The organism is Acinetobacter sp. CY79, from assembly GCF_059515845.1.
The window spans coordinates 1-14,043 of record NZ_JCAKMY010000027.1; the positions used below are offsets into that span (position 1 = coordinate 1).

At 39.6% G+C, this 14,043-nt stretch carries 11 protein-coding genes; 2 read left to right on the top strand and 9 right to left on the bottom strand.

All coding sequences use genetic code 11. The features are described from left to right. From AC5YCE_RS11665 to tyrS, 3 genes are all read right to left on the bottom strand, one after another. Positions 1-485: transposase (locus AC5YCE_RS11665; protein ID WP_496170869.1), on the bottom strand; the 485-nt coding region annotated here is incomplete at its 3' end. A gap of 164 nt (positions 486-649) precedes the next feature. Next, positions 650-2,587: an ATP-binding cassette domain-containing protein gene (locus AC5YCE_RS11670; protein ID WP_496172162.1), complete on the bottom strand. Its 1,938-nt coding sequence runs from the start codon at positions 2,585-2,587 to the stop codon at positions 650-652. A gap of 150 nt (positions 2,588-2,737) precedes the next feature. After that, on the bottom strand, positions 2,738-3,952 hold the full coding sequence (tyrS, locus tag AC5YCE_RS11675; RefSeq protein ID WP_496172163.1) for a tyrosine--tRNA ligase: 1,215 nt from the start codon (positions 3,950-3,952) through the stop codon (positions 2,738-2,740). 81 nt (positions 3,953-4,033) lie between these two features. On the opposite strand from tyrS, the gene AC5YCE_RS11680 reads away from it, so the two are divergent. Beyond that, positions 4,034-5,161 (top strand): anhydro-N-acetylmuramic acid kinase, encoded by a 1,128-nt coding sequence (locus AC5YCE_RS11680; RefSeq protein WP_496126587.1) that lies wholly within the window; start codon positions 4,034-4,036, stop codon positions 5,159-5,161. Between the two features lie 145 nt (positions 5,162-5,306). Beyond that, positions 5,307-6,164, top strand: a complete 858-nt coding sequence (locus AC5YCE_RS11685) for an alpha/beta fold hydrolase (protein WP_496172164.1) — start codon at positions 5,307-5,309, stop codon at positions 6,162-6,164. Positions 6,165-6,221: 57 nt separating this feature from the next. Here the strand turns inward: AC5YCE_RS11685 and erpA are convergent, their stop codons facing one another. The 6 genes from erpA to recF form a co-directional block, all read right to left on the bottom strand. Then, positions 6,222-6,557, bottom strand: a complete 336-nt coding sequence (erpA, locus tag AC5YCE_RS11690) for an iron-sulfur cluster insertion protein ErpA (RefSeq protein WP_496152751.1) — start codon at positions 6,555-6,557, stop codon at positions 6,222-6,224. Between the two features lie 141 nt (positions 6,558-6,698). Beyond that, the gene (locus tag AC5YCE_RS11695) at positions 6,699-7,703 is read right to left on the bottom strand and encodes a putative solute-binding protein (protein ID WP_496126590.1); all 1,005 of its coding nucleotides are present in this window, start codon (positions 7,701-7,703) and stop codon (positions 6,699-6,701) included. Positions 7,704-7,990: 287 nt separating this feature from the next. Continuing rightward, entirely contained in the window at positions 7,991-8,998 is a 1,008-nt protein-coding gene (locus tag AC5YCE_RS11700; protein WP_496126591.1) for a putative solute-binding protein, read from the bottom strand. Positions 8,999-9,163: 165 nt separating this feature from the next. Beyond that, the gene (locus AC5YCE_RS11705) at positions 9,164-10,171 is read right to left on the bottom strand and encodes a putative solute-binding protein (RefSeq protein ID WP_496126592.1); all 1,008 of its coding nucleotides are present in this window, start codon (positions 10,169-10,171) and stop codon (positions 9,164-9,166) included. 262 nt (positions 10,172-10,433) lie between these two features. Then, positions 10,434-12,902, bottom strand: coding sequence for a DNA topoisomerase (ATP-hydrolyzing) subunit B (gene gyrB, locus AC5YCE_RS11710; protein ID WP_496126593.1), 2,469 nt, complete (start codon positions 12,900-12,902; stop codon positions 10,434-10,436). Between the two features lie 56 nt (positions 12,903-12,958). Further along, the gene (recF, locus tag AC5YCE_RS11715) at positions 12,959-14,041 is read right to left on the bottom strand and encodes a DNA replication/repair protein RecF (protein ID WP_496172165.1); all 1,083 of its coding nucleotides are present in this window, start codon (positions 14,039-14,041) and stop codon (positions 12,959-12,961) included. Positions 14,042-14,043 lie beyond the last annotated feature (2 nt).

Genomic DNA, 14,043 nt, shown 5'->3' on the forward strand with positions numbered 1-14,043 from the left:
GCAATTTCACCAAATTGATTCATCGCAATATGTAATTTACAGCCATAAAACCAGCCCATTGAGCTTCTACCACGTGATGCAATTTGGACTAATGATTTATGACGCTGAATACGTTGATTTTTACAAACTGGCAAAGTTGTTGAATCAATCCATAAATATTGTGTACCTTGACCTTTCATCAGTGCCACATGTAAAGCGTGTAGAGCTAATTGATGCCTATTGATCAGATGAATCATCCGTTGGTAACAGGGTAAGCTTTTAAATAAATGATTTTTATCCTGTTTCAACCATGTAAAAAAGGCTTTGAAATTAGTGAAATGAGAACATTTATACCAGATAGCAATAAAAGTGATTTCTGAGATACTCAAGTGAGCGGTTCGGACTCTTGAGAAACGACGACTTTGTTTAAGGAAATTCCAATAGGTTGCTTCAAATTTAAGAAAGAAATCATCAATTAAACAGAATAATTCGGTACTATTAAACATAGGGACTAGAGTTTTAAGTTTTGTGTGGTAACTCAACTGATGGCTCTAGTCCTCTTATTTTTCAAGTCAATTTCTTATCCGCGATTCGGGTTAATTTAACAATATGATAATTCAAAATAAATAAAAAGCCCAATCTACATTGGGCTTTTTAAATCTATTTTAAATTACTCATCAAACGAACTTTCTAACTCTTCCAGTTCCATCATCAGTTCAAGCATTTTTTCTTCTGCTTGTTCTAACTTGCCTTTCAGCTCAGTTTGTTCATTCATCAGCTTCAATAAATCATCCTTACGTGAAGCATCATATAGTGCAGTATCACCCAACAAGGTTTCAATCTCTGCCAAACGTGGTTGAGTTTTTGCAATTTCAGCTTCTAATTTTTCAATATTCTTACGTACAGGACGACTTAACTCACGGCGACGAGCAGCCTCTTTACGCTGTGCTTCTTTATCACCTTTTGCTGCCACAGGCTGAGCAACAACTTGAGATTTCACTGGTGCTGCGGGTTGTTGACCTGATTTGATCATATCGATACGTGCTTGACGTAACCAATCTGCATAAGCAACCAAGTCACCTTCAAACTCACGGCTGACGCCACCATGCACCAAAATCAATTCGTCACACACACTCGCAACCAATTGACGTTCATGCGATACCAGCACCACCGCCCCTTCATAGTCTTGCAATGCCATCGTTAAAGCATGACGCATATCCAAGTCTAAATGGTTGGTTGGCTCATCCAGAATCAATACGTTTGGACGTTGCCACACAATCAAAGCCAATGCTAAACGAGCACGTTCACCACCAGAGAAGCTTTCACTTGGCGTATCCATACGTTCGCCACTAAAGCCAAAACTCCCTAAAAATGAACGTAAGCTTGCTTCACTGATCTTCTTGTCTGCGATACGAGCCAACTGCAACATTGGACTCGCGCTACCATCTAAAGCATCCATTTGATGCTGTGCAAAATAACCGATATTGAGCAATTCTGAATCTTTACGCTCGCCTTGAATCAGCTCAAGATCGCCAACCAAAGACTTGATCAATGTGGATTTACCCGCACCGTTCATTCCCAGTAAACCAATACGGCTGGTCGGAGTAATTTGCAGATTTACATTGGTCACAATCAGTTTATCGCCATAACCAATATCCGCATGCTCAAGTTGTAACAGTGGCGAACTCATTTTAGTCGGTTCACGGAAGCTAAACGTAAACGGTGTATCGACATGCGCAGCTGAAAGTTCCTGCATACGCTCCAGCTGTTTAATACGGCTCTGTGCTTGTTTGGCTTTGGTGGCTTGCGCTTTAAAACGGTCAATATATTTTTGCAAATGCGCGCGCGTTTCTAATTGTTTCTCGTAGGCTTGTTGTTGCTGTGCTAAACGTTCACTACGGGTACGTTCAAAAGTCGAATAGTTGCCTGTATAGAGAACCAATTCTTGGTTTTCAATATGCAAAATATGATCGGTAATGGCATCTAAGAAATCACGGTCATGTGAAATCAGGACTAAAGTACCTTCATAGGCTTTCAGCCAATCCTCTAACCAAAGAATTGCATCTAAATCCAAATGGTTGGTTGGTTCATCAAGGAGCAATAGATCTGAACGGCTCATCAAAGTTCGCGCCAAATTTAGACGCATACGCCATCCACCCGAGAAACTCGAAACGCTGAGGTCGGATTGATGTTCGAAGAAACCTAAACCCGCCATCAACTGAGATGCTTTTGATGCTGCTGAATAACCATCAATTTCATCAAAACGACCATACAAATGTGCTAACTCATCATCCGACAACTGATCTGGATGGTCCAATTTATTTTGAATATCCCAATATTCTTCATCACCTGAAAGAACAAAATCAATCGCTTTCATATCGAGTGCCTTGATTTCTTGCGCCATATGCGCCACAGTCCATACCGCAGGACGTGTCAGTGAGCCACCATCCGATTCCATACCACCCAACAGTGCAGAAAACAGCGTTGATTTACCTGCACCATTGACGCCTGTTAGACCAATTTTCCAACCTGGATGCAATTGCATAGATGCTTTTTGAAATAAAACACGTCCACTGCGGCGTATCGTAAGTTGGTCTAACTGAATCATATATATTCAAACAAATAAGTTTTGGATGCGGCATTTTAAATGATTCTGTGGTCAACAACCAAAAATTTAAAAATTCTTTCGTGCATAAAAAAGAGCCATCATTTCTGACAGCTCTTTAGTGAATATTTTAAATGAATATATTTATAGAAATTAATCTGTGAATGTCACTTTCGCGATGGCTTTTTTACCCGCTTGAACGATCACCGTTTTGTTTTCTTTAATCGAGAATGATGCATCAACAACATTCCAATCCACTTTAACGGCTCCACGTGAAACAGCATCTTTGGCTTGAGCAGCATTCGATGTTAGACCTGCCGCACGAACGATAGAGGCAATAAACATTTCGCCACCAAATTCAGCACGTGAAATCGTGACTTCAGGAGTCCCTTCTGGAAGTTCACCTTCAGTAATGATATTCCCTGCACCTTTATGTGCATTTGCAGCAGCTTCAGCACTATGGAAACGCTCAACTAACTCTAAAGCAAGAATCTTTTTCACTTCTTGTGGGTTACGCCCGTCTTCAATCTCTTTCAACAATTGTTGAATTTCTTCGATTGATTTAAAGCTCAACAAATCAAAATAACGCTCGATCAGTGAGTCAGGCATCGAAAGTACTTTTTGGTACATCGCACCGGGTGCATCAAATACACCAATATAGTTACCCAAAGATTTAGACATTTTATTGACGCCGTCTAAACCTTCAAGAATTGGTACCGTAATACAGACTTGTGCTTCTTGGTCATAACGACCTTGCAATGTACGACCCATCAATAGGTTAAACGTCTGGTCTGTACCACCTAACTCTACGTCTGCTTCTAGTGCAACTGAGTCATAACCTTGAACCAATGGATACAAGAATTCATGGATCGCAATCGGTTGTTGGTTGTTATAACGCTTAGTGAAGTCATCACGTTCTAACATACGCGCCACAGTTTGCTGTGAAGCCAATTGAATCAAATCAGCCGCAGTTTTTTGTGCAAACCATTCAGAGTTAAACACCACTTTGGTTTTGTTTGGATCCAAAATTTTGAAGACTTGTTCTTGATAGGTTTTGGCATTTTCTAGAACTTGTTCACGAGACAATGGTGGACGTGTTGCACTCTTACCTGATGGATCACCGATCATTGCAGTGTAATCACCAATCAAGAAAAATACTTCATGACCTAAGTCTTGGAACACTTTTAATTTATTGATTAAAACAGTATGACCTAAATGCAAGTCTGGTGCAGTTGGATCGAAACCTGCTTTGATTTTGAGAGGACGATCTTTTTTCAGTTTCTTTAACAGATCTTCCTCAGAAATAATTTCATGAGTGCCTCGTTGGATGAGGGCAAGTTGTTCTTCAGCTGGCAGGAAATTTGACATCACAAAACCCAAATACGTCAGTTAATCAATTTGTGCGATATACTAACATTTTTTCAGCACAATGCAGGCGAAGTATCTTATATGACATCAATCTATATTGGCGTAATGACTGGAACCAGCATGGACGGCGTCGATTTTGTTGCTGCTTCATTTGATCCTTTACATATTCATGCCACATTGACGCTCCCCTTCGATCCAGATTTACGTGATGAACTGATGGCACTGACATTGCCTGATGACAACGAAATTGATCGCATGGGCAAAGCCGATGTGGCACTTGCACAAATGATTGGTCATGGCATTAATCAATTGATTGCTGAACATCATTTAGATAAAACACAAATTAGAGCCATTGGTTCACATGGTCAAACTATTCGCCATCGTCCTGAACATGGATTTACCTTACAAATTGGTGATCCGAATATCATCACTGAAATTACCCAGATTCCTGTGATTTCTGATTTCCGTCGCCGTGATATGGCGGCTGGTGGTCAAGGTGCCCCCCTTGTCCCTGCTTTCCATCAAGCCTTATTCCAGCATCCAACCATTCACCGTGTGATTTTAAATCTGGGTGGCATTGCCAATGTCAGTATGCTACCTGCAGGTGATGAAAAAGGTGTTTATGGATTCGATACTGGCCCTGCAAATATCTTAATGGACGCTTGGTGCGAGCGCTATACAGGTCAGCCCTATGATGAAAATGGCAATTGGGCTGCCTATGGAACGCCAATTCGATCCCTACTTGATCGACTTCAAGAACATGAATTTTTTTCAAAAGAACCACCCAAAAGTACCGGTCGAGAAGACTTTAATCTTGATTGGCTGGATGAACAAATCGCAGATTGGCGGAATGATCATCAATATGATGAACTCGAAGATACGCCTGAAAATGTGCAAGCAACATTATTAAAACTCACTACACGCGCCATTAAAAAGGCCATTTATCGTTCAGATTTGGATACAGGTGAAGTATATGTCTGTGGTGGTGGCGCTTATAACTCCCATTTGTTAGAGCAGTTACGCTGGCGCCTCCGCAAACACAATTGGTCAGTACAAACTACGACTGCTATTGGGCTATCACCAACATGGGTGGAAGCCACGGCCTTCGCTTGGTTAGCAATGAGATTTATCAATCAGCTTGCTGGAAACTTAGCTGAAGTCACTGGTGCTCAAGGCCCTCGTATTTTAGGCACCATGACTGCTGTATAACTAACATTGATTCTCTTTTTAAGGTCGAACTTGTTTAACAATCTTCGACCTTTTTTCACTGATTACTGACCTTAATAGCAATTTTATAAGTTCGAAATCTATTTCAATATAAAGCTCATACATGGATATTGAGTGATACAAATAAATGACAACAAAAACAGAGAGAATCACTGAATTTCAACGAGACAATTTAAGCTTTGATGTGATTGATACAGGACCATTAGACGGTCATCCGATTGTGCTTCTACATGGCTTTCCTGAAACAGCAAGTATTTGGAAACAGAGCAGTGATATTTTAAATCAGCAAGGTTTTCGAACTTATGCGGTCAATCAACGGGGTTATAGTTTAAGAGCCCAACCCGTCGGGCGAAAAGCATATGCCATTCAACATTTGGTTGCTGATATTGATCAGCTTTTAGATTTGATCGATCAGCCCGTATCACTGGTCGGACATGACTGGGGAGCTGTTGTGGCTTGGGAGATGGCTTTGCAATATCCAGAGAAGATTAAGCATCTCACTGCGATTTCCGTTCCTCATAAAGTAGCATTTATGCGTTCCTTTTATAGCAGTACGCAACTGATTAAATCTTATTATATTGGCTTGTTTCAATTGCCTTGGGTCCCTGAGTTTTTATTTTACAAACTACCAAAATTTGGAGAAGCATTGCTTAAAGATTCTGGGATGACAAAGCAACAATTAGCAGACTTTAAACAGGAAATGCTGATTGAAAAACGTCTAGGATCATCCCTGAATTGGTACCGTGGATTGCCATTTAGTAGTAGCCGTAATCTTTTCAAGAAAGTGAAAGTACCGACTTTATTTATTTGGGGTAAACATGATTCGGCTATTGTAGAAAAAAGCGTTGATTTAAATCACCAGTATATAGATGCGCCTTATCACGAAGTTCGAATGGATGCCACACATTGGATTCCTGTACAAAATGCGCAAGCGCTGACACATCACATTTTACAATTCATTCGACAATCGCTTCCACAGTCATAAATAATCAAACATTAAAAAAACCCGCATCATGCGGGCTTTTTATATTCAAAGCTTGAATTAGATAGAGAAAGAAGAACCACAACCACATGTCGTCGTTGCATTTGGGTTTTGAACCACAAAACGAGAACCTTCTAAACCTTCTAAATAATCTACTTTAGAACCAACCAGATACTGGTAGCTCAATGAGTCAACCAACATCTTTACATCACCGTTAACGAATTCAGCATCATCTTCGTTTTGGCTTTCAGCAAAGTTAAAGCCGTAAGAGAAACCTGAACAACCGCCACCAGTAACGTAAACACGTAACATAAGATCCTGATTCCCTTCGCTGTCACGAAGTTGGCGAACTTTATTCGCTGCATTGTCAGTCAGCTCAAGTGCTTGGGCAGTCATGATGTTTTCCTCAAAATTAGATTGGCTTCAAAATAAAAAGACCATATGCAAAGTATAACATACTCAATATATGGTCATAACTCGAACTTTAAAGTTTATTCTGAGTATTTTTATCAGGATTCAAATAAATCCCAATGAAGCTTATTTATAGTTCTCTTCTTGCATACTACATTCGAAGTTTTTAGGTGAGTTCTTACAACGGAATTGCCACAATAACTTCATCATCTGCTTGTTATAAACACCTTGTTTAGTCAATGAAATACGAGATTCTCGCATAAGCTTTTGATAACCAGGTTGATCTCCAGCAGGTACATTCATCCAGTATTTTGCTGGAATATCCGCTTTCATTTTACCTAAGATTTGATTAGCACGAGGTAATTGCGTTTTGATCCAATCACGTGATTTTTGACCATAACCTGCTGGGAATTTATCCGCGCGGATAATCACATTACCTGTGACTTGCAGAATTGGATAATTCACAATTGCACCTTTCGTCCCTAAGCCTTTATGAAGCTCCAGTGGTCTAAATACGGCTGCTGGTGCACCAATAATATCGACCTGCCCATTGTTAAATTTACTACCAAAATTGGTTACGTCAGCGCTGACTGCTTGCGCACCAATTTGTTGAACCATAATTTTTTGCGCTTGGTCATAGTCAAGAACAGCGATTTTTTTACCGGCTGCTTTTGCTACAGTGTTGATACTACGATCACGTACCATTAAATACGCATCACCGACAGGGACGACCCCTGCAACTTCGTAATTGCCTTTCACCATATGCTTGGCAAACGTTGGGCTTGCCAAACCTTGCATCACTTGGACTGCCAATTTTAAATCAGGAATTGCACCAATCGCATCCAAAGAGCCTGTGAAATTGTTAAACTGACGACCACGCATCCCTGTAATGCTGACAGCATCACACTTGCCTGCTTTAAAGTCTTCAGCAATCACGCCCTCGTTTTGACCTACTTTTAATTCAATATCAGCCCCCCACTGCTTTGCAGCGAGTTGATAGTCTTTCATCAAGGCAAATACATCACCATTTTTGCCGACCAAGTCGAATACACACATCACTTGTTTGGCTTGAACTGTAGAAACAGCAGTCATCAAACCTGCAGTCATTAACATTGTTTTTTTTAAATTCATTTTATTCTTCCTTGTTCATCTTTTTTCTTGGTTTTTCAATATGTCAGTATATTGATTTAACGCTGAATAGCTTGATCGAGTTTTATAAAATATGAATATGGCTAAATGAGGCATGTCGTTCTTAAAATTGAATCAATATTTTAAGATTTTTATCGGCTGATCCATCAAGCATACTTTATTTTTAATTAAGAATACGTTCTTTTTATAAATCTACAATGGCAGATGTGACATCAAAATATATAAAAAAATCTTAGAAAATTTCTAAGATTTTTTTAGTTAAATCAAGATTATTCACCGCCAAGTGAACACTCAAAATTGGATTTTTCGACAGAACAACGTGCCTTTTTCAAAACAGACATCATTGAAGGATCGTAAATGCCTTGTTTGGTCAAATCCATACGACCTTCACGAAGTAATTTTTGATATTTCAATTTATCCTCAGGGCTTAAATTCATTTTATATTTGGCTGGAATACTTGATTCTAAGCGATTGATCATGCTGAAACTCTTCGGCAAATTCTTGACAAAATAATCACGAGATTTTTGACCAAAACCTTCAGGAAATTTATCTGGACGAATCACTAAGTCCGCCGTAATTTGCAATACTGGAAAATTAAACATTGCACCATTAGAACCTAAACCTTTTTGAATTTCTAATGGTTTATACGCATAGGCTGGCGCACCGACCATATCAACCTGTCCGTTATTAAATTTTGCGACAAAGTTCGAAATATCAGATGGAACCGCTTGAGCGCCGACACGTTGCACCATAATTTTTTGTGCTGCGTCGTAACTTAAGACTGCAAACTTTTTACCGGCAGCTTTTTCAATTGAATCGATTTTTTTATCCCGTACAAAAATGAAAGCCGAGCCTAGTGGTGCAATACCTGCAACTTCGTATTTCTTACCACCTAAATTCGTCACCATTTTCGCTGCATTACGTTTATCTAATGCAAAAGTAATCGCACGTTTTGCAATTTCATTGCTTGGTGCTCCACCAAGGGAATCAATTGAACCCACAAATTTATTGTATTGGCGAGCACGCATTGCTGTCATAAAAACAGCATCACATTTACCTGCTTTGAAATCATTATCAGCAACTGCTTCGTCCTGACGTGGAACAAGATTAATATCTCCTCCCCATGCTTTTGCAGCCAGCGCCCATTCTTGTGCCATTTGAAATGATTCACCTGATTTTCCAAGTAAATCAAAGACGCACACATCAACTTTTGCTTGTGCTGCAGTAGTAAAGCCAACGGTTGATGCTGCCATTAAAGCCAATGTAATTTTTTTCATTCCTTAGATCCTTATTTTTCTACTATGGATTGATTTCACTTCCAATTTTGCATCATAATCACATTTATGGTTAAAAAATAGAGTTATTACTCTATTTTTTTGTTTCTAAAATTTATAATTTAATTTTTTTTGCATTTTATCTTATTAATCATGCATTTTTGATTATTATTCCCCACCCAATGAACATTCAAAATTGGTTCTTTCAATTGTACATCGCGCACGTTTCAGGACACGCATCATGACTGGATCATAAACCCCACGCTCAGTTAACTCTATACGACCATCTCTTAATAGTTTTTGATATCGAATTTTATCTTCAGCAGATACATTTTGCTTATAACGTGCAGGAATTTCAGCCTCCAATCGGCGAATGGTATTCATTGCTTTAGGTAACTGCCGAAGTGACCATGCTCGAGAGTTTTGTCCAAAACCCTCAGGGAATTTATTTTGTCGAATAATTAAATTCCCTGTGACATTAATGAGAGGAAACGTAAACATTGCACCGCTTTTAGCTAGACCTTTATAAATTTCAAGAGGTTTGAACGCATAAGCAGGCGCTGCAATTGAATCAACTTCTCCCCGATTAAATTTAGCTACGAACGTTGAAATATCAGAAGGCACACCAATAGCCCCAACACGCTCAATTGCAATTTTTTGTGCAACATCGTAGTGTAAATAGGCAAACTTCTTACCGATGCCTTTTTCAATCGTGTCCATCGAACGATCACGGACAAAGATATAAGCAATACCTAAAGGAGCGATTGCAGCAACCTCAAATTTTTCACCTTTTATGGTCGTGACCAGACGCTTTGCATTTCTTTGATCCAATGCATAAGATATTGCACGACGTGCAATATCATTCGATGGGACCCCCCCTAATGCATCAATTGAGCCTGCAAATTTATTATACTCACGGGAACGCATCGTCGTCATAGCGACAGCATCGCATTTCCCATTTTTGAAATCACGATCAGCTTGTTCTTCTTTTTGATAGGCAACAAGTTTCACATCAGCACCCCAATTTTTGGATGCAAGCGCCCACTCCTCCATCAGCTTGTAAGACTCACCTGCACGCCCGAGCAAGTCAAAAATACACACTGTTTGCTCCGCTTTGGCTACATTCGAAAATAGTAAGGTGGTGAGAGCCGTTAATAATATTTTTTTGGCATTCATTGCGAGATAATCCATCAAATTTATTTTTATTTATGCACTAATATTCACACGAGAAGATTCTTACATCTATTATTAAGTAAATATTAAATATAACTTAAGTATAGTGAATAAATACGCTTATTCATTACTATTCTTCGAAAGAGATTAATTTTTAAATTTAATTTTGTCTATTTTTTTGTGACCATTCACACATTTTCTATCTGATTTATCAACGTGCACAAAAAAAGCATCCCAAAGGATGCTTTTTTGAACTTTTTAAGACTTATGCGTCAATATCTGCATTCAAAGCATTTTCTTCAATAAAGGCACGGCGTGGTTCCACATCATCGCCCATCAAACATGCAAACATACGATCAGCCTCAATCGCATCTTGAATAGTCACTTGAAGCATATTACGGTTTTCAGGATCCATTGTCGTTTCCCAAAGTTGATCCGCATTCATCTCGCCCAAACCTTTATAGCGCTGGATCATCATGCCACGACGAGAATCTGCCAAAATATGCGCCCAAGCATCATGGAAAGTCACAACATTGATTTTTTTGTCACCTTTTTGAAGGAATGCACCTTCTTCAAGCAACGTGAACCAACTTTTTGAGTTTTGTAGTAAACGCTTATACTCATTAGAAGCCAACAAGCCTTGATCCAATAAATAATGGTGCGGCAGGTTATGAACGTAAACCGTTACACGTGGCCAGAAGTGAGTCACTTTAGAACCATCTGCATGCTCTTTATCAAAGCTTTCAAGACTAATTTCTGGACGTAAACTTGGTTGCGTTTTTTCAATCGCTAAACGTAATTTCTCAGACCAATCTGATACATAAGCTTCATCATGGTTTTGATCAAGTTTGAACGCATCCAAGCCCAGTAAGCCATCCAATAAACTTGCAGGATAACGGACTGTTAATCGCTTTAAGCTCTTTTGAGACGTCTGATAATCTGCAATCACGCTTGCTAATGCTTCACCACGAATCGCAGGTGCTTCACCACTGACATGTAACTCAAGCTCATCAATCGCATTCGAGATGAGATAGCTCTCTAATGCATCATTATCTTTGATGTACTGCTCTTGTTTACCTTTCTTCAACTTATACAATGGTGGTTGTGCAATATAGATATAACCACGTTCTACAAGTTCAGGCATTTGACGGAAGAAGAAGGTCAACAGCAGCGTGCGAATGTGCGAACCATCGACGTCGGCATCGGTCATGATGATGATTTTGTGATAACGTAATTTGTCTGGATTATATTCTTCACGACCAATACCACAACCGAGTGCAGTAATGAGCGTTCCAACCTCTTGAGAAGAAATCATCTTGTCAAAACGGGCACGTTCCACATTAAGGATTTTACCTTTCAACGGCAGAATCGCTTGCATCTTACGGTTACGACCTTGCTTCGCTGAACCGCCTGCAGAATCACCCTCGACTAAGTAAAGTTCTGATAAAGCTGGATCTTTTTCTTGGCAATCCGCCAATTTACCTGGCAGACCTGCAATATCTAAAGCACTTTTACGACGTGTCATTTCACGTGCTTTACGCGCAGCATCACGTGCACGTGCAGCATCAATGATTTTTCCAGCAATCGCTTTTGCTGCTTGCGGGTTCTCAAGCAAGTATTCAGAGAACGATTTATTCATCGCCTGCTCAACCGCAGACTTCACTTCACTAGAAACCAATTTTTCCTTGGTTTGCGAAGAGAATTTCGGATCTGGCACTTTCACAGAAACAATCGCCGTTAAGCCTTCACGTGCATCATCACCAGAAACAACAACTTTTTCTTTCTTCAAGATATTTTCGCTATCCATGTAGTTGTTCAAACCACGTGTTAATGCCGCACGGAAACCTGCTAAGTGAGTACCACCATCTTTTTGAGGAATGTTGTTAGTAAAGCAACGTACGTTTTCTTGATAGGTATCATTCCACTGCAAGGCAACTTCAACACCAATGCCGTTATCTGCCTGTACTGTAAAATGGAAAATTTCATTCAAATGCGTTTTACCCACATTGATGTATTTTACAAACTCAGATAAACCACCTTCGTAGTCAAAAACATGCTCAGCAGCAATACGTTCATCACGTAGAACAATACGAACACCCGCATTTAGGAATGACAATTCACGTAAACGACGGGCTAAAATATCAACATTAAAAATCGTTTGTGAGAAGGTCAATTCACTTGGATAGAAACGTACAGTTGTCCCCGATGTTTCAGTTTCACCAATCACTTTCAAAGGATAAACTGGATCACCATGTTGGTATTCTTGTTGGTGAATTTTCCCTGCACGATGAATCGTCAATTCTAATTTTTTAGACAACGCATTGACAACCGAAACACCTACACCGTGTAAACCACCCGATACTTTATAGCTGTTGTCATCAAATTTACCGCCGGCATGAAGAATCGTTAAAATCACTTCAGCCGCAGATACACCTTCCTCTGAGTGAATATCAGTAGGAATACCACGACCATTATCAGATACGCTAACAGATTCATCTTCATGGATCGTTACACAAATTTCGTCACAGTGACCAGCAAGTGCTTCGTCAATGGCATTATCTACAACCTCGAACACCATATGATGTAGACCTGAACCATCGTCAGTATCACCAATATACATCCCTGGGCGTTTTCGAACTGCATCTAAGCCACGTAATACTTTGATACTAGAGGAGTCATAAGTATTTTCATTGGTTTGTTCTGTTTGAGAAGCAGTTTGATCTTCTGAACTCATGGTTTCTCCCTAGCGAAAAAGGTTTATCCAAATATGGGTAAAAAAAACTTAAAATATCATTGCACAACGACGTGAACTTGCCCGTTATCAACATTGAATAATTGGTAGGAAATAGACAGATCATGTAAATGCTTTTTTACTGATTCATGGTCTAATGTGGTCATAAAAACTTGACTACCAAGTTGGCTCAATCGCTCAATCAACCGTTGCTGTGCGGTTAAATCTAATTCTGCTGTCACATCATCTAATAATACCACAGTTTCCTTATTACAAGCATGAAGCATTGCAATCTGTGACAGTTTTAAAGCCATGATCAATAGCTTTTTTTGCCCCCGAGACAGCACCACATCTGCATCCCCTGTCGGGGTTTTCAACCTTAAATCTGCGCGATGAGGGCCATACTCGGTATATCGTCGGTCAACGTCTTTTTGATGATACTGGATCAAGTCATTCGCCAAACCATTTTCAGTATGAAAGCCTGACACATAGTCTAATTCTATACTGAGATCCGGCAGTAGTTGAGTTAACACCTCATACAAAAAAACTTTCCACTGCTCTACGATTTCGACCCGTTGCGAATGCAAAATTTCACCATATTCGCTGAGCATTTTGTTCCACGGCTCTAAGTCATTCAATGTTAAATTTCGTTTTGTTTTTAACAGGCTGTTACGTTGCTTTAACGCTCGTGAATAGTATTGCCAAGCATGATAAAATTCGGGTTCCACGTGAAACATGAGCCAATCTAAAAGTTGACGACGAGGCTTTGCACCATGATCAATAATATCTGTACTGAGTGGATCAATCAGTTGTAAAGGTAAAATCTTAGCCAGTTGACCTTGTGTCGCTACTGAGTCGCCATTGACCTTAATGAGTTGCTCACCCGAAAGCATTTTCTGCATACCAATTTTTTCAGTCGCTGACTGCGCAAAAACTACCGCATCATTACATTGGTTCTGAATATAGTTTTTGGGAATATGGGTACGAAAAGAACGTCCTGTTGCAAGCAGATGAATCGCTTCTAGTATCGAGGTTTTGCCTGATCCATTTTGTCCATAAAAAACATTAAACGGTTGCAACCCATGGAGCGCAACCGTTTTTAAATTTCTTACTCGCTGTATATTTAAACGCTGAATATGCATAG

Coding starts and splice junctions, on each gene's coding strand:
- gyrB (WP_496126593.1), bottom strand. CDS start 12,902: ATGAGTTCAGAAGATCAAACTGCTTCTCAAACAGAACAAACCAATGAA.
- AC5YCE_RS11695 (WP_496126590.1), bottom strand. CDS start 7,703: ATGAATTTAAAAAAAACAATGTTAATGACTGCAGGTTTGATGACTGCT.
- AC5YCE_RS11680 (WP_496126587.1), top strand. CDS start 4,034: ATGACATCAATCTATATTGGCGTAATGACTGGAACCAGCATGGACGGC.
- recF (WP_496172165.1), bottom strand. CDS start 14,041: ATGCATATTCAGCGTTTAAATATACAGCGAGTAAGAAATTTAAAAACG.
- AC5YCE_RS11685 (WP_496172164.1), top strand. CDS start 5,307: ATGACAACAAAAACAGAGAGAATCACTGAATTTCAACGAGACAATTTA.
- AC5YCE_RS11700 (WP_496126591.1), bottom strand. CDS start 8,998: ATGAAAAAAATTACATTGGCTTTAATGGCAGCATCAACCGTTGGCTTT.
- tyrS (WP_496172163.1), bottom strand. CDS start 3,952: ATGTCAAATTTCCTGCCAGCTGAAGAACAACTTGCCCTCATCCAACGA.
- AC5YCE_RS11705 (WP_496126592.1), bottom strand. CDS start 10,171: ATGAATGCCAAAAAAATATTATTAACGGCTCTCACCACCTTACTATTT.
- erpA (WP_496152751.1), bottom strand. CDS start 6,557: ATGACTGCCCAAGCACTTGAGCTGACTGACAATGCAGCGAATAAAGTT.
- AC5YCE_RS11670 (WP_496172162.1), bottom strand. CDS start 2,587: ATGATTCAGTTAGACCAACTTACGATACGCCGCAGTGGACGTGTTTTA.